We start from the raw sequence: 25,118 nt of genomic DNA on the forward strand, positions 1-25,118 counted from the left end.
CAATTCAATACGATCATCAACAGACATGTACCAAGCGGAAAGTTTATTTCTTAGCAACCAATTTTCATCCGTAGTCCAGAAATCTTTTTTCAGATGTAAAAATCCTGAATAACCCCGTTCTGGATTAATTTGGTCATTGCCCTGCACATCGTGATTAACATCAACAAAATAGGTGAACAATTCATCATAATTTGGGTTTCTAGGTGCAGAACCTAAAACCGCTCGTAATTGAAAACCATTTTTAAAAAGATATCGAGAACTTAACGAAAATGCCGATTGCACATCAAATTTCGAAGAGAACATTACCCGTATACCAGGACGTAAAGAAATTTTTTCTGAAAGCGAATACTCTGCCGAAGTAAAAACATCATAGTTTTCTATTCGCCTTTTAATATTGTCAGTTTCAAAATCACCCGCCAAGGACGATGAGTACCCATCAATACTACTTATCTCGTATCCTAATTGATAGTTAGACCAATTATTAGTAAATAAATTGTTTAATGTACCACGAGAATACAAACCTTTACGAGATTCATATTCAAAAAATTCATTATCAAACTCTTCTTGAGTCTTTATTCGATAATTATAAGTTTCTACATTTCTTTTCTGTTGTTGATATGAAAAAGATACGTCGTAGTTGGCAGTTTTAAATAGATTACCTGTAAGATTAAAATGATGATTAAATCTTTCTGAGGTAAATATTTCATCAGAAGCTGTCGGATTTGTTGTCTGAGTTGCAGAATTTAAATTGGTACGCACCACTGAATCATACCTAGACACCCTTTCATCAAAATATTCTAACCTGTAAAAAGCACTCGTCTTTTCAGTATTAAATCGAATTAATGCTTTAGCATTATTTTGCAATTTAGGAAGCCATTCATAGCCGCGGTTGCCATCGTTAAATTCATAATTTTGTCCTTCCCTATCTCCAAAATGACCTGCAAAATCATTTCGTGTATAGGTACCATTTATGTACCAGTTATTAGAAAAATTATGCCCAACTTTTAAGGATTGTATATGACGCCCCTGATCAAAAAGTCCGTATTCATTACTTATGGTCTCTTCTTGTAAATAAGGCGTTATTTGCCATTTATATTTTGAAGATTTTTTAGTAATAATATTTATAATACCTGAAACAGCATTAGAACCATATTGCACCCCCATAGAGCCTTCTACTATTTCAACTTGCTCAACATCATCCAGATTTAATTGTGTTAAATCGGTATTGTTACCGAGACCTTCATCATTAATAAGGGGAATATTATCAACTAATATTTTAAAGTATTGCGAATCAAGACCAAATAACTGTACCCCGCTTTTTCCACTTGATGCATTAGGTATAATGTTTATGTTTAAAGTTTGATTTAATACATCGGCTAAATTATTTGCAGCCAAATTATCAATCACAGTTCTTGGTATCACTTTAACTTGAAAAACTGCTTTATCTACACTTTGTTTACTGTACTGCCCTGTAACAACAACCTCCTTTAAATTGGTTGTCTTTACTGAATCTTTGGATTCTTCCTGCTGCGCAATTACAACTTTGATAGAAAATAGAGCAAATACAATAAGTATGTATCTAATAAACATGAATATTGTTTAGAATGATTCTTAATAATATTCAAATATATACCTAATTTTTATTCAATCTAAATAAAAATACTATTTTTGTTTAATAATAAATTCATTCAAACTTTTAAATTATTAGTAATGAGAAAATTGACTCTATTAGTAATGTTGTTTTTCGCCATAGCAACATTTGGTCAACTAGAGACCACTAAAAAACAACAGGATATTGCAGCTATAAAAGCAATGTGCGGGTGTTATGAGGTAACTTTTAAATACACTGAAACCTTTGCTCCCGAAATTGATTATGAAAAACATTTGGATTATACCTCTGGAGCATTAGAATGGGCTGAATTAATTGAAGACAGCAACAATAAACTATCCATTCAACATTTATTATTGGTACGCGATACCATGGTAATAAAACATTGGCGCCAAGATTGGGAATATGAAAACCAAGAAGTTTTCTATTACGACAAAGACAACAATTGGAAGTTTTCTACCTTACCTAAAGAAAGTGTTGAAGGACAATGGACGCAAAAAGTATTTCAGGTAGATGATAGTCCAAGATATTCCGGTTCTGCAACATGGATTCATGCCGATGGTAAGCATTATTGGGAAAATAAAACAGATTCACCGTTACCAAGACGAGAGTATACCAAACGAAAAGATTATAATGTTATGAAACGTGGTAATCGGCAAGAAATAACTTCTACTGGCTGGGTGCACGAACAGGATAATGATAAAATTATACGCGAAGACAATCAAGAAGATGTGCTATTAGCTCAAGAAAAAGGATATAATGTTTACACTAAGGTTGCTGATGAAAAATGTAAGCCTGCAAAAGATTGGTGGGTGAGCAACAACAAATTCTGGGGTAAAGTTAGAAATTCATGGGATAATGTATACGACAGAACTGGAGATTTAACTTTATTAAAATCGGTTGACAAAGAACCGTTGTTTATGCATTTTTACAAACTAGAAAAAGAAAACGCAAAGCCACGTGAAATAAATAAATTAATTAAAAATTTCGTTGCTGATAAATCCGTTTCTAATGTTAAAAGTAAATAGAAAACTATCCATTTTAGGGTTGCTAATTATAGCAACCCTTTTAATCTCTTTTTCTATAAAGGAGATTGACCCAAGATTGCAAAAAAAGATTGACACTGCAATTTTAGCTACCTATGAAGTAGAAAGTAAAGTTTTAAAAAATGTAATTATTCCTGCAGAAATTAATGATGAAACACCAGCTAGCTTACTAGAAAATAGTTTTTTCGAAATCTACAGTAATGAAATAAAAATTGGCTATTTGTATTTAGGCGAAGCGCCTAGTATGAAGAGAAAATTTGACTACATCGTACTTTTTAATACTGATTTGACCATCAAAAAATCTAAAGTATTAATCTATAGAGAGGATCATGGAAAACAAATAGGAAGCCAGCGGTGGCTTAAACAATTTATTGGTTTATCTACTGACGACCAACCTACTTATGGTGAATCTATTGATGCTATTTCTGGTGCTACTATTTCTGCATCAAGTATGACGAAAGCTATGGCCAATGTTCTAAAAAGCGTTAAAATTTTAAAAGAAAAACAAGTTTTAAAAATAGAATAAAATGCAGGACATCAATACTATTTATCACAATGGATTAGGAGTTGCTTTTCAATGGAAAAACAATCCTAATGATGATAATAAAAAAGTTCAGATAGTTTTTCGGGATACTGGTCTATTACTTACCAGAGAACAATTATCAAAATTCTCAAAAAATATTAACTTCACGAGAGAAAATAGTTCTCTCTGTAAAGATTGTGCGGAAAAAGAATCGTGTAGAGTACTTCTTGTGGAATCTCCAATACCATCGGTAACATTTGCCCTTAATGCTAGAGAACTAAATGAAATTCAAGATTTAGTAGACGGCACTTTATTTCAATTAGATCTAGATATTTATGTAAATAAAATGTGCGGACAATAAATCATTTACTAATTCTATTTTCAAGAACAAAAACTCCATTCTTGCTTGCTATTACAATATCCGGTTTTTCATCCTTGTTCATATCAGCAATAGCAATGTTTAATCCCGCTCCTGAATCGGCATCAATAAAATGTTCCTTATAATACGGTACAGTTTTAGGAGTGAATTCTGTCCAGAAAAGTATAGGTGCGTCTTCATCACCAGGATCATTACCGTTATGAGCAAGAAATCTTTTCCCAGTTACAAAATCTTTGTTACCATCGCCATTTAAATCTACCATAATGGAGGAATGTGTTTGGGTCGTAGTTTCACTAATTAAATGGGTTTCAAAACTATTTCCACGCTTTTCATGCCACCAAACACCTAATTTATGAGCAGAGGCACTTACCACGTCATTGGCGCCGTCTCCATTTACATCTAAAATTTGCATGTGCGAACAAGGTTCACTAATTGGTGTTGCATGAAATTTCCAATCACCTGACTTCCTATCTATTTTCCCTTCAAACCAACCGTCTGCAATAACTACATCATCAGCACCATCATTGTTAATATCTCCATAACCTATACCGTGAGAAAAACGCTCGGTACCAGGAACATTTTTGGTGCTTAATGCAAATCTGCTCCATTCAGTTTCTCCATTTTTTAAAGGTGCCTGTAACCAAACTATTTGTTTTTCATCAACATCTCCACAAAGAATATCTAGTCTGCCATCTCCATCAATATCTATAAATGCTGGTGACTCATTGGCAATGCCCACTCCATTAGCAATAATATGTTTTTTCCAAACTTCCGTTTTGTTCATAGGGTTCTTAAGCCAAATGGCTGGGGTGCCCGGATAACCAATAATAATCACATCTTCCCAACCATCCAAATCAACATCCATGGTCATATTCAAAAAAGACTCGCAATATTCTTCTCGAGGATTATACCGGCGTGATGGAGCCATTTCATGTCTTACCCAATACGGTGCCTCAAACCAATAATAACCTGCAATAACATCTGTTAAACCATCTCTATTTAGATCGGCAGCTGCCACCCCTTCCGAAATAAAATCTCTAGTAATCACCGTTTTTCTAAAATCTGTAGATGTCTCTGATTGTCCGTAAGAAAATGAGAAACAACAGCACATTAAAAAGACCACAATTAAATAAGGATTTATAAAATTCATTTTCATATTCACGTACATAATTAATTTTAAATCCCGTAAATAGAATAGTTCTTTAGCAGCAATAACTTAACTAGTTTAAAATTTTATTACCTGATAAACTAAAAATAAAAAAATATATAAAGGAAGACTTTAATAATTGTATATTCTTTTTAGTCTAAATCTGTAGAATTAATCAACATACACTGATGACTAGTCATGATACTTAGAAAAAAGCTCCGTAGCCTTATTGAAAGCCGCTTCAAAAACCATCCAATTAACACCTGTATCTACTTTTTTTGTTGTAAAAAAAGAGAGCATATTTTCTGTTGGCATATTCCCTGTCAATTCATCTTTAGCCATAGGGCAACCTCCAAAACCTTGAATGGCACCATCGAATCTATGACAACCTGAATTATAAGCAGCATCAACCTTCTCCATCCATTTGGAAGGTGTAGTATGTAAATGTGCTCCAAATTCGACTTCTGGAAATTTAGGAATCAAATTTGAAAAAAGGTATGCTATAGTTTCTGGAGTTGAAGAACCGATAGTATCTGACAAGGACAATATCTTAGCACCCATCGCTGCTAATTTCTCAGTCCACTCGCCTACTACATTAACATTCCAAGGGTCACCATATGGATTTCCAAACCCCATAGATATATAGGTAATAACTTCTTTGTTAGCTGCAGTGGCAATATTCAAAATTTCCTGTAAAGTCTCCACAGATTGTGCTATAGTTTTATGGGTATTACGCATTTGAAAATTCTCAGAAATTGAAAAAGGGAATCCTAAATAATCTACTTGTTCATGTACTACAGCTTCTTTCGCTCCTCGTACATTAGCGACAATTACAGAAAACTTACTATTTGTTTCAGAAAAATCCAATTTCGATAGAACCGCTGAAGTATCTACCATTTGAGGAATCGCTTTTGGCGACACAAAACTACCGATATCTATAGTGTCAAATCCACACTTTAGTAACGATTGCAGATAAACTACTTTCGCTTCTGTAGGCATAAATGTCTTAATGCCTTGCATGGCATCTCTTGGACATTCTATGATTTTAACTTTGTTTGACATCTTTATTTATGCAATTGTTTCAGTTTTTAATAAAAGCTATCAAACAAAATTAACACTATTTGTCTGATAACAGTATGTAAACGCCTATAGCAATAAATACGTATATCTGCAGCCATTTTAATATCCTACCAACATTAGCATTATCTTTTATATACTTTGCTAAAGATGCTGCTAAAATTGCAATGCAACTAAAAATAATTGTTGAAACAAACATAAAAAGAAACCCTAGCGTATAAAACTGAATTACTGTACTTATAGAATTACTAAATAAAAAACTAGGAAAAAAAGCCAAGAAGAATATTGCAACTTTTGGATTCAACACATTCATGATAAATCCTTGCTTAAATAATTGAAACATTCCTTTTTCCGAAACACTATTATTTAAATCAATAGTAGCACTATTTTGATATACTTGATATGCCAAATAAAACAAGTATAATGCCCCTAATAATTTAATAATGAAAAATACTGTGTCATTTGCTTTAATTATTGCTGAAACACCAAAAGCTAATAAAGTAGTATGAACCAAACAACCGGTAATTAGGCCGGCAACAGTTGCCAATCCAGATTTTCTACCATTAGCAATACTTTGCAAGAGCACATAAATATTATCAGGACCAGGTGAAATGGCTAAAGCTGCAGTAGCAAGAACAAAACCTAGTAAAATTTCAAAATTCATTCTCTTATTTAAAAAATTGAAAAATACGAATTACTTTTTCGAAATTTTATTTTCTTTATCTTTCAACTAAAATAAATACAAATGAAAAAATATGGTTTCTCTGTTGTCTTAATGTTGGGAATATTAGCTTGTGGATTTACTCCTAAAGACGAAACAAAAAAAGAAGATAAAAAAGTAATAATGGAAACAATTAAAACTGAAGATAGTGTATTAAGACACGTCGTACTTTTTAAATTTAAGGATGATACTAGTCCAGAAAGCATAAAAGAAGTTGTTGATGCTTTTTCCGCACTGCCCTCGAAAATCCCTGAAATTATTGATTATGAATGGGGAATAAATAATAGTCCGGAAGGATTAAATAAAGGTTTGACACATGGCTTCTTATTGACTTTTAAATCTGAGGCAGGCCGTGATGTTTATTTACCTCATCCAGCACATAAAGCTTTTGGTGAAGTATTAGGCCCTCATTTAGATGACGTTACAGTATTCGACTATTGGAGTAATACTAACTAGTAATTAATAAGCGGTAGCTATAATAAATTGTTGCCGCTTATTTTTTTTCAAGAATAGCTTTATTAATCTTTTTTACTAAGGCGGGACCTTCATAAACAAAGCCTGTCCATATTTGAATTAACGAAGCACCAGCTTCTAATTTTTCAATAGCGTCTTCCGCAGAATGGATTCCTCCCACTCCAATAATAGGAAAAGCTTTATTGCTTTTTTCGGACAAAAAACGAATCACTTCCGTACTCCTTTCAGTTAATGGCTTTCCACTTAATCCTCCTTTTTCTTCCGTTGAAATTAAATCAGATTTCAACCCTTCTCTAGAAATTGTTGTATTGGTTGCAATAACCCCTTCTATATTAGTTTCTTTAACAATTTCAATAATATCAAGTAATTGCTCATCTGTTAAGTCAGGAGCTATTTTTAATAATATTGGTTTACCGGTACCATTATTTTTAATGGCACGCTTTTCATTTGCTATTTTTAACTCTTTTAATAAAGCTGTTAATGGTGCCTTATCTTGCAATGCTCTAAGTCCAGGAGTGTTTGGCGAACTAACATTTACAACAAAGTAATCTACATGATTAAAAAGTGCATCAAAGCAAATTAAATAATCTTTAGTTGCTTCATCATTTGGAGTAACCTTATTTTTACCAATATTTCCACCTATAAGAACCTTATGGGTTTTCTTAAGTTTTTCAACAGCCTCCAAAACACCCTCATTATTAAACCCCATTCGATTTATTATAGCCTGATCTGCCTTTAATCTAAAAAGTCGTTGTTTTGGATTACCGAGTTGAGCTTTGGGGGTTAATGTACCAATTTCTATAAAGCCAAATCCGAAATTAGAAAGTTCATTATACAGGGCTGCATTTTTATCAAAACCCGCAGCCAAACCAACCGGATTTTTAAATTTTAAACCGAATACTTCACGCTCTAAACGTTCGTCCTTTACTGAATAAATCGCCTTGAAAATTGAACCAAAACCTAAAGATGATAATACTTTTACAAGGTTAAAGGTTATATGATGTACACGTTCTGGGTCTAATAGAAAAAATAAAGGTCGAACAAAGGTTTTGTACATAGTTAGCTCTAGTATTTACACAAAAGTACAAACTAATAACTGCATTTATCACTTGTATGGATAGAATTAAATCTATTTTTCATCAACAAGGGTTTCCTCATAAATAACAGGATTCACAACTATTGGCTTACGCACCGCTTCATGGCACAAAGTAAGATAAAAATCGTATTGTCGTTGATTGAAAGTAGCAATTAATTCCTCATCAATATCCCTTGATGATTGCATTAGTTTTAACTGTAAAACTCTGTATTTTTTTGCCAAAGTCAACAATTCCTCTGGAGTGCTCTGCGGATGTTCTGCTAAAAGTTTAGCTATTTCATCATCAATACTTTTGGAAGAAAGCGAATATTTAGCACGTAACTCTTCTAATTTCTGTTTTTGTACATCATTCAGTTGAAAAATCTCAACAACGGGATTCGCAGTTTCTCCACCAATGTCTAAGGTACAATCAGTTGACTGCCCATAACAATAAGCTATTGACAGAAAAAAAATAATAAATACTTTTATATGCTTGAAATAAACCATACAGATTTGGACTTAGTAGGTTATACAACTTACTTATAAACAGTATTTTTACTAAAAAATTATATCAATGAAGCAGATTATTGACCGCTTTTTGCGTTATGCAATGATTGACTCGCAAAGCAACCCCAATTCAAAAACTACTCCTAGCACCGAAAAACAGTGGCATATAGCCGAAGAACTTGTTTTCGACCTACAGGAAATTGGCCTTACCGATGTAACTATCGACAACAATGCTTACATCATGGCTACCTTACCTAGTAACGTAGAATACGAGGTACCTACTATCGGATTTATTTCTCATTTCGATACCTCACCAGATTTTTCAGGAACCGATGTAAAACCTCAAATAGTTGAAAATTATGATGGAAAAGACATTGTTTTAAATGCAGAGAAAAATATAATTCTTTCGCCCGATTATTTCGAAGATTTGCTCCAATACAAAGGGCAAACTCTAATTACAACAGACGGTACAACACTTTTAGGAGCCGATGACAAAGCTGGTATAACCGAAATAATTACGGCTATGCATTATCTTGTAAAACACCCAGAAGTTAAACACGGTAAAATTAGAATTGGTTTTACTCCTGATGAAGAGATTGGCCGAGGTGCTCACAAATTTGATGTTGAAAAATTCGGTGCTGAATGGGCCTATACTATGGATGGGAGTCAGATTGGGGAACTTGAATATGAAAACTTTAATGCTGCAAGTGCCAAAATTAAGATTGAAGGTAGAAGTGTACACCCTGGATATGCTAAAGGTAAAATGGTAAATGCTATTAGCATTGCCAACGAATTCATGTCTATTCTACCCCCTGAAGAAACTCCACAGAATACGACAGGAAGAGAAGGGTTTTTTCATGTTCATTCGTTAAAAGGTGAAATTGAAAATGCAGAATTTCAATTAATTATTAGAGATCATGACAAAACCAAGTTCGAAGAAAGAAAACAATTATTGCAAGCCATAACCGATAGTTTAAATTCCATACACAACAATTGTATTACATTAGAGATGAACGATCAGTATTACAATATGCGAGAAAAAATAGAACCCGTTTTACATATTGTAGAAACGGCTAAAGAAGCCATGGAAAACGTTGGTGTTACCCCTATTATCAAACCAATTAGGGGAGGTACCGATGGTTCTCAATTAAGTTATATGGGTTTACCTTGCCCAAACATTTTTGCAGGCGGACATAATTTTCATGGTAAATTTGAATATGTTCCTGTACATAGCATGGTTAAAGCAACAGAAGTTATTGTTAGAATTTGTGAATTTACTGCACGTAAGGCTATGGAATAAATAGTGATTAATGGATCATTCGGAAAAAATTGAAGCCTATTACAGCCAAGAACATCATTTTAAAAATGGTGTTCAAATTCTTAGGGCTTTAGCCTTAAAAGCCAATGCTGAAGAATCTTTTAAATGGCAAGCACCAGTTTATGGTTTGGATGGTAAAAATGTATTCTGGATAGCACGATTTAAAAATCATTTTGGTATTGGTTTTTTCAATGGGGTGTTCTTATCTGATCCCAAAAATGTTCTTATAAATGTGCAAACAGAAAAAACTATATCAATGCGACATTGGCATTTTAAATCTGATACCGATATTGATGACCTAAATGTATTCAACTACATTAAAGAAGCTTTAGACAATCAGAGAAAGGGATTAAGACTTGCCCCAATTAAAAAAAAGAAAACAAGTTTGGTAATTCCTGAATTACTCAATAATGCTTTGCAAAGCAATGATATAGCAAGAACAAATTTTTATTCCTTAACACCCTATAAACAAAAAGAATACACTGAATATATTGTTAATGCAAAACAAGAAAAAACAAAACTTACCAGACTTGCGAAAATTATTCCGATGCTTGAAAATGGCAAAGGACTGAATGATATGTACAGGTGAATTATTCTTTTCACCAAGTATTATAGCATTGGTAATTTATACCCATTCTGATAATTCGCTTTTAAAAATTGGTTCGCTTTCTCCTCTTTAAATTGGTTAGCTTCGGTATCCCAGTAAATACGATTTCCAGTTTTAAAAGCTACATTACCCATATGTGAAACTAATGCTGCATCGTAGCCAACTTTTATGGGTGCAGTTAGTTTAGAAGCATCTCTAGACTTTACTGCGTCGATAAAGTTTACGGTATGTAAATCGAGTCCGCTTAAATTACCTGTCCCCTTTTTAATTGCTTCCATTTTTGGAGTTTTCTCTTCCCCCCAACCATTAAACTTTCCTTCAGGAATTACTTCCCAACCATTTCTATCTACAACCAGCGTTCCATTATTTCCAATAAAAGAAATTCCGTGATCTCTACCATAGTTACCTCCATCTATACCTGTTGCATGCTCCCATAAAATTGAAAAATCGTCATACTCAAAAACGGTTTGTAAGGTATCTGGTGTCTCCGCGGCATCATCTGGATAAGCAAATTTACCGCCTAACGCCATTACTGATTTTGGTCTTCCGGCTTTCATTCCATATAGTGCATAATCAATTAAATGCACTCCCCAATCTGTCATTAATCCTCCAGCATAATCCCAAAACCATCTGAAATTAAAATGAAAACGATTTTGATTAAAAGCTCTTTTTGGTGCTGGCCCCAACCACATATCATAATCAACACCTTCCGGAACTGCAGCATCAGCAATTACAGGCACAGGTTTCATCCAACCTTGATATGCCCATGCTTTTGACAAACGAATATTTCCTAATTTTCCTGAATGCACGTAATTTATAGCATCCACAAAATGTGGTTGACTTCTTTGCCACTGGCCTATTTGAACCATACGGTCGCTAGAATTCACATATTTAAGCATGATATCGGCCTCTTGAACGGAATTGGCGATAGGTTTTTCACAATAGGCATCTTTACCTGCCTGGAGTGCATCGGTAAGCATTAAACAATGCCAATGATCAGGTGTACCAATGATTACTGCATCTACATCTTTATCCTCTAAAAGCTTGCGATAATCTCTATACCATTTTGGTTTTTTTATTCCGGCCTTTTCTAAATCAGCCGTTCTAGCTACAAGTACACTTTCATCTACATCACAAAGTGCTACTACTTCTACTTCACTAATTTTCAACATTGAGCTTAAATCCGAAAAACCCATACCTTTACAACCAATTAAGCCAACCTGAATCTTATCATTAGCACTAACTTTTCTTCGAATTGTTGCCAAAAGTTCCATTGGAAACATAAATGCTGCCCCGGTACCGGCGAGAGCTAATGAACTTTTCTTCATAAAACTTCTTCTATTACTATTCATCGTATGGTATTTAAATCTCATTGAAGATAACAATTTTAAACATAAAAAAAGGCGTCAACCTTACGGATGACGCCTTTAAATATTTATAGTTTTACTACTACTTTTTCTCAGTAGGCGTAGTATTTAACTTCTTACTCAATTCCATTGAAATTGCAGTTCGGTCAAATTTTAATTTACCTGCCATTGTTTCTAAAACACATGAGTAATCTTTGTCATTCAATTCTAAAACTTTGCCATGAAGGCCACTTTTAGTAATGACGCGATCTCCACGTTTTAAATCTGCTGCAAACTTTTTTTCATCTTTTTGACGCTTCATTTGCGGTCTTATCATAAAAAAATATGCAACGGCAAAAATTAGAATCATTGGCAAAAATTGCCCTAAATTCTCCATAATATAGTGTTCTCGTGTTTGTTAATTATTTTGTTGGCCCTACTGCTGCTGCGTTTTTAGGCGTAACAAATGCTTTGATTCTTAATAATTCCGAACCTTTTTCTGTATTAGCTTTTACAGTAATAGTTTTAGTTACTTGGTTTTGACCAGAACCATTAAACTTTACTACTAATTCACCTGTTTCTCCTGGAGCAATAGGCTCTTTTGGTGGATTAGGAACTGTACATCCACAACTACTTGTTGCATCCGTAATAATTAACGGTGCATTCCCTGTATTTGTAAAAACAAAAGCTGTTTCTTGTGCTTCACCTTGATTAATTGTTCCGAAATCATGTTCAGATTCTACAAATTCCATAACTGGAACTTGTTTAGCAGCTTCATCGCGCTCTGCTGCAACTGCTACATTTTCAGTGTTGATTTTTGCCGTAGCATTGTTGTCTTTACAAGAAACAATTGCTAGCGCCCCGATTAAACCAAATACTAGAAAAACTCTTTTCATCACTTTACTTTTTTTTGACTTACCATTCTTCTGATAAGTAGGTTGTTAATTAATTAGATATAATATCTCTCGATAATATATATAAAACGTAAAATTACAGAAATATTTTATAAAAGACCTCTGCCCATCTTTTTAAGTTTTCCGTCAGCCTTGTATTCTTTTACAAGTTTATCGAGAATTCCGTTTATAAAGATGCTACTTTTTGGGGTAGAATATTCTTTAGCTATTTCCAAAAATTCATTAATCGTAACTTTCTCCGGAATGGAAGAAAAATTTAGTAATTCACAAATTGCCATTTTTAACAAAATAGAATCTATTTCAGCAATTCTATCTTTATCCCAATTCGGAGTCTTGCCTTCAATTTCCTTTTCTAATTCAGCATCCGTTAATAGTGTTTTGCTTAAAAGTTTTAATGCAAAATCCATATCTGCATCATCCTTTAAAAGTGCTGGCAAAAAGAAGGACTCTGATTGATCCTCTTTCGATTTTTTTATTTGCTTAACTATAAAGGTATTTACAATTGGAATATCATCTACCCATGTCAGTTTGTCATCTTCAAAATAATCGTAAATTTTCTCGTTTGGTGCAATTACATTTTTGTAGAGATCTAAAATTAACTCTCGATCTAAAGCGTAAGAATCTTTAGTTGAATTCATATAGCTCTTATAACTATCGCTTTCAACTATTTCTTTATATAAAAGCTTTACATACTCTTCATTAAGATACCAGTTCTTTAATTTCCTATTCGCTAACTCTTCTTGTAAAGATGTATTACCAACTATTTGTTTTAACAAAAGGTTGTTTACAAATTTGCTTTTATCTGGATAATTATTCGAAGTATTCTCTAAATAACTCTTGTTAGCAAGCTTTACTTGGCTGTCGGCCATTTGTTGAATTTCTGCCAACAAACTTAAAAGAAGAAGGTACAAATTGTACATATTCTCTATACTAGTCTTGAGAAATTTTTGTTGTTTCTCCAAAGAATCATCCTTTGATTGAATCAAGGCATAGATACACTGCATTACCTTTACCCTAATATGTCTTCTTGTTAGCATTTAAAAGAACTTTTGCGATTTGGTATTAATTCTAGGCAAAAATAGGAATCTAATTTTATCTAACTACTATATATTACCGGATCTTATAGTTTTAATAACATTCCTTTAAACCCCAAACGACTATCTTTGCCCCTTTAAAATCTGACCTTCCAGATTTACAGGTAAATAAATGAAAGAACTAAAGCACTTAAACAAATACTTTCGCAAATACTGGTTAAAGCTACTTATAGGCGTTATAATCACTATAATTGCTAGAATTTTCTCACTTGTACTTCCTTCTTATGTCAACAAATCCTTCGAAGTAATAGATGACCTTGTAACGGAAAACATCAATAAAATTGAGGCGACAGATTTATTAACTCAGTACATCTTAATTATTATTGGAACGGCAATTTTATCAGGAATATTTACATTCTTGATGCGACAAACTATAATTAATGTTTCTCGTTATATAGAATACGACTTAAAAAATGAAGTATTTGACCATTATCAGTACCTTAATCTAGATTTTTATAAAAAAAATAGAACTGGTGATTTAATGAATAGAATTAGTGAAGATGTGGGGCAAGTACGAATGTATGCTGGTCCTGCTGTAATGTATGGTATAAACGCCTTAACTTTATTTGGATGTCTAATCCCTTTAATGTTTATTAAAGCTCCTACACTAGCATTGTATACCGTTTTACCCTTTCCTATTCTTTCTTTTTTGATTTATAAAATCAGTAAAATTATTCATAAGCGAAGTACCAAGGTTCAAGAATTTTTATCGACCCTTTCAACGTTTACCCAGGAGTCCTTTTCAGGCATATCGGTTATTAAAGCATATGGTTTAGAACCACAAACGCATGAAGAAGTAATTTCTTTAGCCAATGAAGGGAAAGATAAAAGTATGAACCTTGCCAAAGTAAATGCTTGGTTTTTCCCATTAATGGTGCTTTTAATTGGTGTGAGTAATCTTTTCGTTATTTACATTGGCGGAAAGCAGTATATAGCTGGTGAAATTGGATTTGGATTAATTGCCGAATTTATACTTTATGTAAATATGCTCACTTGGCCCGTTGCTATTGTAGGTTGGCTAACTTCAATTGTTCAAAGGGCTGGAGCATCTCAAACTCGAATTAATGAATTCTTAAAAGAAGAACCTAAAATAAAAAATGAATCTGCTGTAGAAAACACAATTAATGGTAAAATCGAGTTTAAAAATGTTTCTTTCACTTATGACGACACCAATATAAAGGCACTTAAAAATATTTCGTTCACGATAAATAAAGGTGACACTGTTGCCATTCTAGGAAAAACAGGATCTGGAAAGTCCACTATTTTAGATCTTATTGCCAGATTATATGATGTTACTGACGGTGAAATTTTAGTAGATGATGTTCCAATAAAAGAATTAAACTTGAAAAGTTTAAGACAATCCATTGGTGCAGTACCTCAGGATGCCTTTCTATTTTCTGATAGCATTAAAGAAAATATCAAATTTGGTAAAGAAAATGCTACTGAGGAAGAAGTTATAACTGTTGCAAAAAATGCAGTAGTACATGAAAATATAATGGGCTTTACCAAACAATATGAAACTGTACTTGGAGAACGAGGAATTACTCTTAGTGGTGGACAAAAACAGCGCGTTTCTATTGCTCGAGCGCTACTTAAAAATCCAGAAATTTATCTTTTTGATGACTGCTTATCTGCTGTTGATACGGAAACTGAAGAAGAAATATTAAACAATTTAGAACAGGCTTCAAGCAACCGCACTACCCTAATAGTAAGCCATAGAGTGTCCTCAGCTAAAAATGCGGACAAAGTTCTTGTGCTTAATGACGGAAAATTATTACAAGAAGGAACTCATGAACAATTAAACATGTCAGAAGGGTACTACAAAGAACTATACCTTACGCAACTATCTGATAAAGAAAACTAAGAATATAGTTGCCGTATCGACATTTTTTCTTCATTTTTGGTAGTACAAACACTATAATACCATAAATAATGAGCGAGAAAGACATGTTGGATCAAGAAGAGATCCATTCAAAAGTTTTACGCGCCGGAAGACGAACATATTTCTTTGATGTTAGAAGTACTAAGGCGGGAGATTATTATCTTACAATTACGGAGAGTAAAAAGTTTACACATGACGATGGAACTTTTCATTACAAAAAACACAAAATCTATCTTTATAAAGAAGACTTCACAGCATTTAGGGAAAATGTAGAAGAAATGATGGATTTTATAATCGAAGAAAAAGGTACAGAAGTAATTTCGGAACGACATAAGAAAGATTTTAAAAAAGACGAAGAAATTGCTAGTGTTAACAGCTCTGAAAATGGCGAAACGCAAAAAGCAGAGAATTTTACTGATGTCAATTTCGATGACATTTAAAAATCTAGTTTACAGTTATTAAACGACCCTTATGGGTCGTTTTTTATTCCTTCCAATTATTAAAAATCATCTTCTACTACACTTTACATATATCCAATTAAATAAAAACAACCCGATAATTATTATTAATCCACTACTCCAACCTAAATAATAATTAAAAATTTCAAATAGCAAAAAGTAATACATCGGAAAAACCAATAAGGAAAGAGCAAAGCGCAATGTGTCGGTAAATTCAGGTTCCCAAACTTTAGGTTTTAACCAAAGCTTCCACAGTAAAATAACAGGTAAATTACCAACCAAAAAAAATGGATAAATTAATCTATTTAAAATACCATTCTTATACTTTAGTTCATGAGTACCATAAAAATATTTTCCATCCTTAATAATCTTATTTGTTTCGATAGGATTAAGATAATCCGGCTTCGAAGCATTTAATTTCGCTATTTTTTCGTCATAATTTTCTTCCGATAAATGCGTAGTTAATTTTTGCAACGAAAGGGAAACTTTATCTTTAATATTTTCAATAGTAGCCCTTTCATCAGCAACAATAAACAACTCGTTTAACGCTATTGGTTTGCCGAAATAAATAGATACCTCGTCTGTAAACTGAGTTGCCGAAGAATAGTTTAATCCCACTGGTACTAATTGAATATCCAATTTCGGATTCTGTTTTAATGCTCTAAATAATAATCGTGTAAAACCCTTACTCAAAGGTCTTACACGTCTTTCTAAATTATGATTAGCTTCTGGAAACATTAAAAGTGCTTCACCATTACCTAAAAGATTTGCGCATTTGTCAAAAATCAGCTCATTATGTTTTAACGTTGCTCGTCCATCCCTAATTCTATAAATGGGAATCATCCTAACCAATTCAAATAACTTATTTAAAATTGAACTTTTAAAAACATCCGACCGCGTAAGAAAATAAGGTTTTCTATTACAATCTACCGCAATTAATAAGGGGTCTAGAAGTGCATTTTGGTGATTGGGCAAAAACAACACTGGCTTCTTTAAAGGCACATTAGAAAGGCCATCAATTTTAATCTTCCCGAAATAAAGATGCAAACTTGTTCGTATCCAAAACTTTATTACGAAGTACGCTATATTTTTCAAGCTAATGTTTCCTTTTTAATTGGATTATAGCCCCAAATGGTCGCAAGAATTAATCCAGAAATTAAATGCCATATTCCCCAAAAAGCAGCTAACAAAGCCATACCGCCTAATCCTTCAAAAAAAGTAAATATTAAAAGTAAGCCAAGACCAGAATTCTGAATACCAGTCTCTATGGTAATTGTACGCACGTTTACATTGGACAATCCCATTATTTTAGCAAATGAAAAACCAGTAAAAAAAGCTATTAAATTATGTAAAAGCACTATCCAAAAAACATAAAAGATATATTGGGTAAAAATTTCTAAATTCTTATAAAATGCTATAATAATTAAAGCAATAAAAATAACGACTGATGCAACTTTAAGCACTCTCGCCATTTTTTTTGCTAGCTCCTTTTTATAAGAATTTACCAACATACCAAGCAACAATGGTATACCTAACAATAACGAAACTAGCTTAAACATTTCGAAAGGTGAAACAGAAATATCTTGCAGTATAGCCGCTGTTGGCGCATACAAGCTACCCCAAAATTGAAGATTTAAAGGTGTCATAACTATTGCTAACAACGTCGCTATAGCCGTAAGGCTAATTGACAACGCAGTATTTCCTTTAGCCAAATAAGTGATAAAATTTGATATGTTACCTCCCGGACAGGCGGCTACCAAAAACATCCCAAGAGCTATGCTAGGTGTAGGAGTAATAAAATAAACTATCAAAAAAGTTATCGCAGGTAATATTAGAAACTGACTTATAACTCCCGTTACAACAGGTCTCGGATTTTTAAACAAATTCTCAAAATCCTTTAAAGAAATCTCAAGTGCTATACCGAACATTACTAAAGCCAAGGCACTATTCAACAACCAAATGGTTTCTGTATTAAAATTAATGTGAACAGTATCTATTAATGAATCGGTCAAAAAGGTGCTTTCAATTTGGAAAACAACAACCCTTGTTGTTTTAAATTCTAATACGAAAGATAAGATAATATTATCAAAGGCATTTGCTCTTACTATTTGAAACTAAAATTTAAATGAACACCAAAAGCAATATCAATACACTAAAACAAAATATACATTTTTTCATAGTTAAGTATTTGGTAGATTATATATTTTAAACAATCATGTACATAAATACCCTACTCCATTATTTTTATTTACAATGAAATCGATTTACTTTTAATAAAAAAGAAGCTCCATTAATTTCTAAATAATAAAGACTAAATAGCTTAAAATCTAGAATTAGAGCGGAACTTAAATCTTAATATAACACTTAAATAATGTCAGATACGCCCAGTAACATGCTCCCTTTAGGAACTATTGCGCCAGATTTTAATTTATTAAACTCTATTAGCGATAAATACCAAGAATTACAAAGTTTAAAAGGAGACAAAGGAACGGTGATTATGTTTATTTGTAATCATTGTCCGTTTGTAATACATGTTAATCCAGCCATAGTTCCAATGGCTAAAACATATCAAAAAAAAGGAATTGGTTTTATTGCTATTTCAAGTAACGACGTTGAGAAATATCCGCAAGACGCACCTCATTTAATGAAACAATTAGCTCTTGATCAATCGTATACTTTCCCATATTTGTATGATGAAACCCAAGAAGTTGCTAAAGCATATAATGCAGCATGCACGCCTGACTTTTATTTATTTGATAAAAATCTTAAACTTGTTTATCGGGGGCAATTAGACGACTCTCGACCAGGCAATAGCTTACCCTTAACAGGAAATGATTTAAGGAATGCTATTGAGGCTATATTAAATAAAGAAAAAATAAATCAACATCAAAAACCTAGTATTGGTTGCAGTATAAAATGGGCTAATAATTAAATATTCTTATCATGAAAGTTGAAAAAAAAGAAGCCATTTCGCAATTGACTAAAATTGACTCGAAATTCCTAACGGTTTTTGAACATGGTTCTTTGGCCGTCGAAGTTTATAAACCAGAGCAAATTGACTACCAACAACCGCATACGCGAGATGAAGTTTATGTAATTATTGCTGGTAGTGGTTCATTTTACAATAATGGTACGACAACCACATTTTCTACGGGTGATTTTTTGTTTGTAAAAGCTGGCCATGAACATCGATTTGAAAACTTTACCGATGATTTTGTTACTTGGGTAATATTCTATGGCCCTGAAGGAGGTGAAATCGAATAGTAACTATTCTAAATCTAGCGCCATCCTTCTCGTTCTATTAAATTTTTGATATGGGCGTAATGATGCCTTCCATGCCAAGCATATTTGCATATATTCTCAGCAACCGTAACAACAAATTCATCTTCTGGGTGGGTATAACAATTATTCAAATCCGCATCAGACAAACCGCGAAGTAAATAAACTATCTTAGCATGTAATGCACTTAAGTAAGTTAAAGAAAGTTGAATAGGTGCTGTTTTTGCATCGAACAACTTACTCCATTCTTTCTCTTCATAAGCCTTAATTAGTGCTTTATTTTCTGTTAATGCCCATTTAAATCGAGTATAACTATGATGATGACTATCGGCAATATGGTGAACTAGTTGTCGAACTGTCCAACCGCCTGGCCTATATGCAGTACTTAGTTTTTGTTCATCTAAGTCTGAAACCAGATTTGATAATTTCCCAGGATATACTTCTAGTTCATCTATATACTTAAGTAGTATAGCCGATGTAATTTCAGTTGGCATTTCGAATTTCCCAATAGGGTATTTAAGCTTTTCTATTTCTTTAGCATCCATGCTATAAAAGTAATAAACTTTAATACATTTTTAACCCAAATGAAATGTGTTTTGATGTTTAATCTAGTAAATTTGTAGACTTATTTTTTTTAAATAGAAATTTAACTTAAAATATTCAAAATGGCAGTTATACGATTGGGTGATATAGCCCCAGATTTTACAGCAGATAGTTCTGAAGGAACAATTAATTTATACGATTATTTAGGGGATGGTTGGGGAATTCTTTTCTCTCACCCTGCAGATTTTACACCAGTTTGTACTACAGAGTTAGGTACAGCTGCAAAATTTAAAGATGAATTTGACAAAAGAAATGTAAAAATGCTCGCTTTAAGCGTTGATGGCGCGGCGTCACATAAAGAGTGGATTAAAGATATTAATGAAGTGCAAAACACAACTGTTAACTTTCCTATTCTTGCAGATGAAGACAAAAAAGTTTCTACTCTGTACGATATGATTCATCCAAATGCAGATAATAACCTCACCGTGCGTTCTGTGTTTATAATTGCACCGGACAAAACTGTGAAGTTAATATTAACGTATCCAGCTTCTACAGGTCGAAATTTTTACGAGTTATTAAGAGTAATTGACTCCTTGCAACTCACCTCATATCATAAAGTAGCTACTCCTGCAAACTGGAAAAATGGTGAAGATGTTGTTGTTAGTCCAGCCATTGCAACTGAAGATGCTAAATCTATTTTTGAGAAAGGTGTTAAAGAAATAAAACCATATTTACGAATGACACCAGACCCTACCGCTTAAATTGCAACTTATAATACGCTAAATAATGAATTATTTTCGTGTATATTAATTGTTGTAAGTATATACAACATTAGAAAGTATGAATAAATTACCTTAGGACGTATTATTAAGTAATTCAAACTTTACGAAAATATAACCCTAAAACGCTTTCTTTTAATTATTTAACACTATATTTGCGCTTTAATTTAATTATTTAATTTTTTTGTATTATGAGTAAAGGAACAGTAAAATTCTTCAATGATTCCAAAGGTTATGGTTTTATCACTGAAGATGGTTCAAGCGAAGATCACTTTGTACACATTTCTGGTTTAATCGATGAAATTCGTGAAGGTGACGTTGTAGAATTTGAACTACAACAAGGTAAAAAAGGATTAAACGCCGTAAATGTGAAGGTTGTTGACTAGGTACTAGGTAAGAATAAACTTTTTTATAATAAGCCCCAACATGCTGTTGGGGCTTTTTTTATATCATAATCTAAAATAAATATTACTTCCCAATTAATAAATTCTACTTGACGAAAACTTTTTGATAATTTCTCTCGTATTTAAAGCAACCAATTTAAGATTTCGTTATCTAAAGGTTAAACTAGTAGTAAGTAGAACACACTATTATTAATAGAACACATTATGATTACATTTTTTGGTATCCTTTTTATACTTTTAGCAGTAAACCTAGTTTTACTATTTTTAAGTACTGGTCGCGCTAAGTCGAAATAGTTTTCGGTCGTAGTATTTTTCTTCAATATTATGCTTACATGGGCAAGAACCCCCTAATTTCAAGTAAAAATCTAAACTAAAAACAATCGATATTCATCAATTGTTGATGTACTATTTGATGCTTTTTAAGTAAAGTTTAAAAATAAAAAACTTCCATACTAATAATAAGCATGGAAGTTTTTTTATTATTAAGAATTGGATGTTATTTAACACCCATTAGCTCAACATCAAAAATCAATGTAGCGTTTGGAGGAATTACACCACCTGCACCAGCTGCGCCATAGCCTAGGTTTGAAGGAATAACAAAACGTGCCTTATCACCAATTTGTAATAAGCTAATACCCTCATCCCATCCTGGAATAACCTGACCTACACCTAATTGGAAGTCAATTGGCTGATTTCTTTTATATGAGGAATCAAAAACTTGACCATTTAATAAAGATCCTTCATAGTGTACAGAAACTTTATTTCCCTTTTCAGCTTTAGCACCACTACCCTTCTGTATTATTTTATATCGTAAACCACTTTCTGTTTCATCAAAACCAGTAGCTAATTTATCTAAGATTTCAGCTTGTGCAGCTTTTTCTTTTTTAATTCTTTCTTCTTTTGATTTCTCAAAATTATTAAATGCAGCAAGTGCATCAAAGTTCTCGGCCTCATCGCCCACTCTTACAATTTCTAGAGTTTCAATTGTATCTCCTTGCGCTATTGCATCAACCACTTCTTGTCCACCAGCTACAACATGTCCGAATACAGTATGCTTATTATCTAACCAAGGTGTTGGTACATGTGTGATAAAAAATTGGCTGCCATTTGTACCTGGACCAGCATTAGCCATTGATAAAATACCTGGTTCTGAATGTTTTAAATCTGGATGAAATTCATCATCAAATTGAAACCCAGGGTTTCCAGTACCTGTTCCTTGAGGACATCCACCTTGAACCATAAAATCTGGAATTACTCTATGAAAGCTTAATCCATCATAATAAGGTGTTCCTTCTGGCTTAGCAGCGTTTTTTTGTTTTCCTTCAGCTAAGGCAACAAAATTACCTACCGTACCTGGTGTTTTATCGTGGGTCAATTTTACTAAAATCTCGCCTTTCGAAGTATTAAACTTCGCATAGATTCCGTCTTGCATTTTACTTGTTTTAAATGAGCGGCAAAGATACTAAATAGTGAAGGAATTTTATCAACACCTACTAACCTTTGATTTTTTTAGTAGGCTCAACTCCGTACTTGTCAACTAAATAAACTAAGCTTGCCATAGTTGCAGCCCCCATTTGTAATTCTCTTTTGTTTACATGTTCGAAAGTATCATTGGCCGCATGATGATGATCAAAATATCGCTGTAAGTCCGGTCTTAAACCAGCTAAAAGCATATCAGAGGTTTTTAATGGATCTATATCAGCTCCACTAGGTCCTTTAACAAACAAGTGAATTAAATAGGGTTCAAAAAGTTCTTTCCAACTTTGTACTTTTTCAAAATTGGCATCGGAACAATCCAATGAGAAACCACGCGGGGTAAATCCGCCAGCATCACTTTCTAACGCAAACACATGGTTTTCATTGTTACTTTTTGCAACTTTCGCATACTCATTTCCTCCACGCAAACCATTTTCTTCATTCATAAAAAGAACAACTCTAATTGTTCGTTTAGGCTTATAACCTGTTTCTTTTAATAAACGAAGCACCTCCATGCTTTGAACACACCCCGCACCATCATCATGCGACCCATCACCTAAGTCCCAAGAATCCAAATGCCCACCTACAATCATAATTTCATTAGGGTGGGTACTTCCCTTTATTTCACCTACTACATTAAATGACTTCACGTCTTCTAATTGCTCACAATTCTGTTTAAAATAAAATTTTGTTTCAGCATTCAATTTCAAAGTAGTACTTAATAGGTCTGCACCCCTAGTACTTATGGCAGCAGCCGGTATTCTATCTTTAACAGGGGTATCGCCATAACTCATAGAGCCAGTATGTGGCAAATCATCTATTCTAGAACTCATCGAACGTACAATAATGCCAACAGCACCATATTTGCCTGCTTCAGCTGCACCCATATAACGCTGATCTACACATCCGGCATATGCGGCAAATGTGCTTACTAATTTCTGATCAAATGGACGATTAAAAAAAACAATTTTACCTTCAATTTTTTCACGACCAAGCGTTTCTAACTCCTCAATACCTTGAACCTCTATCACGTTGGCCTTTAGACCACCAGGTCGTGTGGCTACCGATCCGCCCAAGGCGCAAATTGGAACGTTCGTACTTAAGCCTGGCGTACTTTCATAATAGGCAAATTCCGGCGTACCTCTAACCCATTTTGGTACCATTACTGGCTGCAACCAAACACGATCTAAACCTAGCTTTTCTAATTGCGATTTTGTATAGTCTACAGCCTGTTGCGCTTGTATCGAACCTGATAGTCTTCCCCCAATCTGATTGGACAAATGATTTAACCAATCGTAACCCTTAGCATTGGTCAATGAAACATCGTAAATTTTTCTTAATTGTGCTTCATCTGCTGTTTGAGCATAGGAAAACATTCCAAGCATAAAAATTAATAGGCATAACTTCTTCATCAATTCTCGTTTTCTAATTCTTGTTTATAAATCTCTAGATTTTTTTTTACTTTATCCTCTAATTCTGGTTCAGTTATATCTTTATATGTTTTTAAAACCTCTAACAGAATAGATGCAACAATTACTCTTGCCGATTTTTTATTATCCGCAGGGATAATATACCATGGAGCATGTTCGTTGGTAGTCCTTCGAATAGCATCTTGATAATATTTTTGATAAACATCCCAAAGTTTTCTTTCTTTTAAATCTCCAGGAGAAAATTTCCAATTCTTCTGTTTTAAACGTAACCTTCTTAATAACCTTTGTCTTTGCTCTTCTTTAGAAAGGTTTAGAAAAAACTTAAAAATTAAAGTGCCATTTTCAGCAAGGTGCTTTTCAAAATTATTTATTTGATCAAAACGCCTGTTCCAAAATTCTTCATTAATATCTTCTATAGAATTTATTCCAGGTAATTTCTCTCCTAAAATATATTCTGGATGAACTCTTGTTACCAGAACGTTTTCGTAATGTGTTCTGTTAAAAACACCAAATTTTCCACGTGCTGGCAAGGCAATATAATGCCTCCAAAGATAATCGTGTTTTAACTCTTTTTCCGTGGGCACTTTAAAGCTATAAACTTCGACCCCACGAGCATTGAAATCTTTAAAAACCTCTCGAATGAGGCTATCTTTACCAGCCGTATCCATACCCTGTAAACAAACCAAAACATTGTATTTACCATGAGCGTACATCGTATCTTGAAACTCGCCTAATTCTCGACGAATACCCTTTAGTGCTTTCTTAAGCTCTTTCTCATTTACCCCTAAATCGGTGTTCGTAGGTGCATCCTGAATATTTACCGCTTTAGCTGCCAAATATGTAGCTATATTAACCTTTTTCATGGGCTGAATATAAAATATTTAATCGATGAAGTGTAATTTATGTTAAAGAAATTGGTAGTTAAACTTTATTAAAAACCACTTTATCCAATAATCATGATTCAGTAGGTTGACCATCGAAAAAAATAGGTCACATCCCCTCGCTATGCCTAACTTTGTAGTGTAAAACC

General features: G+C 33.3%; 28 protein-coding genes. 12 read left to right on the top strand and 16 right to left on the bottom strand.

What is annotated here, in order from left to right:
* The coding region (locus tag ABJF52_RS18755; protein WP_348153675.1) for a TonB-dependent receptor plug domain-containing protein at nt 1-1,590 on the bottom strand (1,590 nt) is incomplete at its 3' end.
* Nucleotides 1,591-1,710: 120 nt separating this feature from the next.
* On the opposite strand from ABJF52_RS18755, the gene ABJF52_RS18760 reads away from it, so the two are divergent.
* The 3 genes from ABJF52_RS18760 to ABJF52_RS18770 are packed head-to-tail and all read left to right on the top strand — an operon-like array spanning nt 1,711 to nt 3,539.
* Complete coding sequence (locus tag ABJF52_RS18760) at nt 1,711-2,637, top strand: DUF6607 family protein (protein ID WP_348153677.1); 927 nt, start codon at nt 1,711-1,713, stop codon at nt 2,635-2,637.
* On the top strand, nt 2,621-3,181 hold the full coding sequence (locus ABJF52_RS18765) for an FMN-binding protein (RefSeq protein ID WP_348153679.1): 561 nt from the start codon (nt 2,621-2,623) through the stop codon (nt 3,179-3,181). The genes ABJF52_RS18760 and ABJF52_RS18765 overlap by 17 nt, the downstream gene beginning before the upstream one ends.
* A gap of 1 nt (nt 3,182) precedes the next feature.
* Complete coding sequence (locus ABJF52_RS18770) at nt 3,183-3,539, top strand: hypothetical protein (RefSeq protein WP_348153680.1); 357 nt, start codon at nt 3,183-3,185, stop codon at nt 3,537-3,539.
* Nucleotide 3,540: 1 nt separating this feature from the next.
* Here the strand turns inward: ABJF52_RS18770 and ABJF52_RS18775 are convergent, their stop codons facing one another.
* The 3 genes from ABJF52_RS18775 to ABJF52_RS18785 form a co-directional block, all read right to left on the bottom strand.
* The gene (locus ABJF52_RS18775) at nt 3,541-4,707 is read right to left on the bottom strand and encodes a VCBS repeat-containing protein (RefSeq protein ID WP_348153682.1); all 1,167 of its coding nucleotides are present in this window, start codon (nt 4,705-4,707) and stop codon (nt 3,541-3,543) included.
* 189 nt (nt 4,708-4,896) lie between these two features.
* Entirely contained in the window at nt 4,897-5,766 is an 870-nt protein-coding gene (locus ABJF52_RS18780; protein WP_348153684.1) for a hydroxymethylglutaryl-CoA lyase, read from the bottom strand.
* A 55-nt stretch (nt 5,767-5,821) separates the two neighbouring features.
* Nucleotides 5,822-6,445, bottom strand: coding sequence for a LysE family translocator (locus ABJF52_RS18785; protein WP_348153686.1), 624 nt, complete (start codon nt 6,443-6,445; stop codon nt 5,822-5,824).
* 81 nt (nt 6,446-6,526) lie between these two features.
* Here ABJF52_RS18785 and ABJF52_RS18790 point away from each other — a divergent pair, with 81 nt between their 5' ends.
* Complete coding sequence (locus ABJF52_RS18790) at nt 6,527-6,958, top strand: Dabb family protein (RefSeq protein WP_348153687.1); 432 nt, start codon at nt 6,527-6,529, stop codon at nt 6,956-6,958.
* A 37-nt stretch (nt 6,959-6,995) separates the two neighbouring features.
* On the opposite strand, the gene ABJF52_RS18795 is transcribed toward ABJF52_RS18790, so the two are convergent.
* A complete protein-coding gene (locus ABJF52_RS18795; protein ID WP_348153689.1) occupies nt 6,996-8,033 on the bottom strand; it encodes a quinone-dependent dihydroorotate dehydrogenase in 1,038 nt (345 codons plus the stop codon).
* Between the two features lie 72 nt (nt 8,034-8,105).
* Entirely contained in the window at nt 8,106-8,558 is a 453-nt protein-coding gene (locus tag ABJF52_RS18800) for a hypothetical protein (RefSeq protein ID WP_348153691.1), read from the bottom strand.
* A gap of 67 nt (nt 8,559-8,625) precedes the next feature.
* On the opposite strand from ABJF52_RS18800, the gene pepT reads away from it, so the two are divergent.
* The gene (gene pepT, locus ABJF52_RS18805) at nt 8,626-9,858 is read left to right on the top strand and encodes a peptidase T (RefSeq protein WP_348153692.1); all 1,233 of its coding nucleotides are present in this window, start codon (nt 8,626-8,628) and stop codon (nt 9,856-9,858) included.
* Between the two features lie 10 nt (nt 9,859-9,868).
* Complete coding sequence (locus ABJF52_RS18810; RefSeq protein WP_348153694.1) at nt 9,869-10,465, top strand: YdeI/OmpD-associated family protein; 597 nt, start codon at nt 9,869-9,871, stop codon at nt 10,463-10,465.
* Between the two features lie 20 nt (nt 10,466-10,485).
* Here ABJF52_RS18810 and ABJF52_RS18815 read toward each other — a convergent pair whose 3' ends face one another.
* The 4 genes from ABJF52_RS18815 to nusB all read right to left on the bottom strand — a co-directional run bounded on the left by ABJF52_RS18815 (nt 10,486) and on the right by nusB (nt 13,780).
* Nucleotides 10,486-11,856: a Gfo/Idh/MocA family oxidoreductase gene (locus ABJF52_RS18815; RefSeq protein WP_348153695.1), complete on the bottom strand. Its 1,371-nt coding sequence runs from the start codon at nt 11,854-11,856 to the stop codon at nt 10,486-10,488.
* A gap of 76 nt (nt 11,857-11,932) precedes the next feature.
* A complete protein-coding gene (gene yajC, locus ABJF52_RS18820; protein WP_348153697.1) occupies nt 11,933-12,226 on the bottom strand; it encodes a preprotein translocase subunit YajC in 294 nt (97 codons plus the stop codon).
* Nucleotides 12,227-12,251: 25 nt separating this feature from the next.
* Nucleotides 12,252-12,725 (bottom strand): DUF1573 domain-containing protein, encoded by a 474-nt coding sequence (locus tag ABJF52_RS18825; protein ID WP_348153699.1) that lies wholly within the window; start codon nt 12,723-12,725, stop codon nt 12,252-12,254.
* 107 nt (nt 12,726-12,832) lie between these two features.
* Complete coding sequence (gene nusB / locus ABJF52_RS18830) at nt 12,833-13,780, bottom strand: transcription antitermination factor NusB (RefSeq protein WP_348153701.1); 948 nt, start codon at nt 13,778-13,780, stop codon at nt 12,833-12,835.
* A 169-nt stretch (nt 13,781-13,949) separates the two neighbouring features.
* Here nusB and ABJF52_RS18835 point away from each other — a divergent pair, with 169 nt between their 5' ends.
* Together ABJF52_RS18835 and ABJF52_RS18840 are read left to right on the top strand one after the other, a co-directional pair.
* A complete protein-coding gene (locus tag ABJF52_RS18835; RefSeq protein WP_348153702.1) occupies nt 13,950-15,701 on the top strand; it encodes an ABC transporter ATP-binding protein in 1,752 nt (583 codons plus the stop codon).
* Between the two features lie 68 nt (nt 15,702-15,769).
* Nucleotides 15,770-16,159, top strand: coding sequence for a PUR family DNA/RNA-binding protein (locus ABJF52_RS18840; protein WP_348153704.1), 390 nt, complete (start codon nt 15,770-15,772; stop codon nt 16,157-16,159).
* Nucleotides 16,160-16,225: 66 nt separating this feature from the next.
* Here ABJF52_RS18840 and ABJF52_RS18845 read toward each other — a convergent pair whose 3' ends face one another.
* Nucleotides 16,226-17,272 carry a lysophospholipid acyltransferase family protein gene (locus tag ABJF52_RS18845; protein WP_348153706.1) on the bottom strand — a complete coding sequence of 349 codons (1,047 nt, stop codon included), beginning with the start codon at nt 17,270-17,272 and terminating at the stop codon, nt 16,226-16,228.
* The gene (locus ABJF52_RS18850) at nt 17,269-18,189 is read right to left on the bottom strand and encodes a bile acid:sodium symporter family protein (protein ID WP_348153708.1); all 921 of its coding nucleotides are present in this window, start codon (nt 18,187-18,189) and stop codon (nt 17,269-17,271) included. The genes ABJF52_RS18845 and ABJF52_RS18850 overlap by 4 nt, the downstream gene beginning before the upstream one ends.
* A gap of 359 nt (nt 18,190-18,548) precedes the next feature.
* Between ABJF52_RS18850 and ABJF52_RS18855 the strand changes: the two genes are divergently transcribed.
* Together ABJF52_RS18855 and ABJF52_RS18860 are read left to right on the top strand one after the other, a co-directional pair.
* Nucleotides 18,549-19,109 carry a thioredoxin family protein gene (locus ABJF52_RS18855; RefSeq protein ID WP_348153710.1) on the top strand — a complete coding sequence of 187 codons (561 nt, stop codon included), beginning with the start codon at nt 18,549-18,551 and terminating at the stop codon, nt 19,107-19,109.
* A gap of 11 nt (nt 19,110-19,120) precedes the next feature.
* A complete protein-coding gene (locus ABJF52_RS18860; RefSeq protein WP_348153712.1) occupies nt 19,121-19,441 on the top strand; it encodes a cupin domain-containing protein in 321 nt (106 codons plus the stop codon).
* Nucleotides 19,442-19,455: 14 nt separating this feature from the next.
* On the opposite strand, the gene ABJF52_RS18865 is transcribed toward ABJF52_RS18860, so the two are convergent.
* Nucleotides 19,456-20,001 (bottom strand): YfiT family bacillithiol transferase, encoded by a 546-nt coding sequence (locus ABJF52_RS18865; RefSeq protein ID WP_348153713.1) that lies wholly within the window; start codon nt 19,999-20,001, stop codon nt 19,456-19,458.
* 120 nt (nt 20,002-20,121) lie between these two features.
* Between ABJF52_RS18865 and ABJF52_RS18870 the strand changes: the two genes are divergently transcribed.
* The gene (locus tag ABJF52_RS18870; protein WP_348153715.1) at nt 20,122-20,760 is read left to right on the top strand and encodes a peroxiredoxin; all 639 of its coding nucleotides are present in this window, start codon (nt 20,122-20,124) and stop codon (nt 20,758-20,760) included.
* Between the two features lie 209 nt (nt 20,761-20,969).
* Entirely contained in the window at nt 20,970-21,164 is a 195-nt protein-coding gene (locus ABJF52_RS18875; protein ID WP_013994176.1) for a cold shock domain-containing protein, read from the top strand.
* 514 nt (nt 21,165-21,678) lie between these two features.
* Here the strand turns inward: ABJF52_RS18875 and ABJF52_RS18880 are convergent.
* From ABJF52_RS18880 to ABJF52_RS18890, 3 genes are all read right to left on the bottom strand, one after another.
* On the bottom strand, nt 21,679-22,614 hold the full coding sequence (locus tag ABJF52_RS18880) for a peptidylprolyl isomerase (RefSeq protein ID WP_348153717.1): 936 nt from the start codon (nt 22,612-22,614) through the stop codon (nt 21,679-21,681).
* Nucleotides 22,615-22,675: 61 nt separating this feature from the next.
* The gene (locus ABJF52_RS18885) at nt 22,676-24,070 is read right to left on the bottom strand and encodes a M20/M25/M40 family metallo-hydrolase (RefSeq protein WP_348153719.1); all 1,395 of its coding nucleotides are present in this window, start codon (nt 24,068-24,070) and stop codon (nt 22,676-22,678) included.
* A complete protein-coding gene (locus ABJF52_RS18890) occupies nt 24,070-24,951 on the bottom strand; it encodes a PPK2 family polyphosphate kinase (RefSeq protein ID WP_348153721.1) in 882 nt (293 codons plus the stop codon). Before ABJF52_RS18890 ends, ABJF52_RS18885 begins: the two co-directional genes overlap by 1 nt.
* Nucleotides 24,952-25,118 lie beyond the last annotated feature (167 nt).

The organism is Aurantibacter sp., from assembly GCF_039941195.1.
Taxonomy (GTDB): domain Bacteria; phylum Bacteroidota; class Bacteroidia; order Flavobacteriales; family Flavobacteriaceae; genus Aurantibacter_A.

Coding starts and splice junctions, on each gene's coding strand:
- ABJF52_RS18760 (WP_348153677.1), top strand. CDS start 1,711: ATGAGAAAATTGACTCTATTAGTAATGTTGTTTTTCGCCATAGCAACA.
- ABJF52_RS18765 (WP_348153679.1), top strand. CDS start 2,621: ATGTTAAAAGTAAATAGAAAACTATCCATTTTAGGGTTGCTAATTATA.
- ABJF52_RS18770 (WP_348153680.1), top strand. CDS start 3,183: ATGCAGGACATCAATACTATTTATCACAATGGATTAGGAGTTGCTTTT.
- ABJF52_RS18775 (WP_348153682.1), bottom strand. CDS start 4,707: ATGAATTTTATAAATCCTTATTTAATTGTGGTCTTTTTAATGTGCTGT.
- ABJF52_RS18780 (WP_348153684.1), bottom strand. CDS start 5,766: ATGTCAAACAAAGTTAAAATCATAGAATGTCCAAGAGATGCCATGCAA.
- ABJF52_RS18785 (WP_348153686.1), bottom strand. CDS start 6,445: ATGAATTTTGAAATTTTACTAGGTTTTGTTCTTGCTACTGCAGCTTTA.
- ABJF52_RS18790 (WP_348153687.1), top strand. CDS start 6,527: ATGAAAAAATATGGTTTCTCTGTTGTCTTAATGTTGGGAATATTAGCT.
- ABJF52_RS18795 (WP_348153689.1), bottom strand. CDS start 8,033: ATGTACAAAACCTTTGTTCGACCTTTATTTTTTCTATTAGACCCAGAA.
- ABJF52_RS18800 (WP_348153691.1), bottom strand. CDS start 8,558: ATGGTTTATTTCAAGCATATAAAAGTATTTATTATTTTTTTTCTGTCA.
- pepT (WP_348153692.1), top strand. CDS start 8,626: ATGAAGCAGATTATTGACCGCTTTTTGCGTTATGCAATGATTGACTCG.
- ABJF52_RS18810 (WP_348153694.1), top strand. CDS start 9,869: ATGGATCATTCGGAAAAAATTGAAGCCTATTACAGCCAAGAACATCAT.
- ABJF52_RS18815 (WP_348153695.1), bottom strand. CDS start 11,856: ATGAGATTTAAATACCATACGATGAATAGTAATAGAAGAAGTTTTATG.
- yajC (WP_348153697.1), bottom strand. CDS start 12,226: ATGGAGAATTTAGGGCAATTTTTGCCAATGATTCTAATTTTTGCCGTT.
- ABJF52_RS18825 (WP_348153699.1), bottom strand. CDS start 12,725: ATGAAAAGAGTTTTTCTAGTATTTGGTTTAATCGGGGCGCTAGCAATT.
- nusB (WP_348153701.1), bottom strand. CDS start 13,780: ATGCTAACAAGAAGACATATTAGGGTAAAGGTAATGCAGTGTATCTAT.
- ABJF52_RS18835 (WP_348153702.1), top strand. CDS start 13,950: ATGAAAGAACTAAAGCACTTAAACAAATACTTTCGCAAATACTGGTTA.
- ABJF52_RS18840 (WP_348153704.1), top strand. CDS start 15,770: ATGAGCGAGAAAGACATGTTGGATCAAGAAGAGATCCATTCAAAAGTT.
- ABJF52_RS18855 (WP_348153710.1), top strand. CDS start 18,549: ATGTCAGATACGCCCAGTAACATGCTCCCTTTAGGAACTATTGCGCCA.
- ABJF52_RS18860 (WP_348153712.1), top strand. CDS start 19,121: ATGAAAGTTGAAAAAAAAGAAGCCATTTCGCAATTGACTAAAATTGAC.
- ABJF52_RS18865 (WP_348153713.1), bottom strand. CDS start 20,001: ATGGATGCTAAAGAAATAGAAAAGCTTAAATACCCTATTGGGAAATTC.
- ABJF52_RS18870 (WP_348153715.1), top strand. CDS start 20,122: ATGGCAGTTATACGATTGGGTGATATAGCCCCAGATTTTACAGCAGAT.
- ABJF52_RS18875 (WP_013994176.1), top strand. CDS start 20,970: ATGAGTAAAGGAACAGTAAAATTCTTCAATGATTCCAAAGGTTATGGT.
- ABJF52_RS18880 (WP_348153717.1), bottom strand. CDS start 22,614: ATGCAAGACGGAATCTATGCGAAGTTTAATACTTCGAAAGGCGAGATT.
- ABJF52_RS18885 (WP_348153719.1), bottom strand. CDS start 24,070: ATGAAGAAGTTATGCCTATTAATTTTTATGCTTGGAATGTTTTCCTAT.
- ABJF52_RS18890 (WP_348153721.1), bottom strand. CDS start 24,951: ATGAAAAAGGTTAATATAGCTACATATTTGGCAGCTAAAGCGGTAAAT.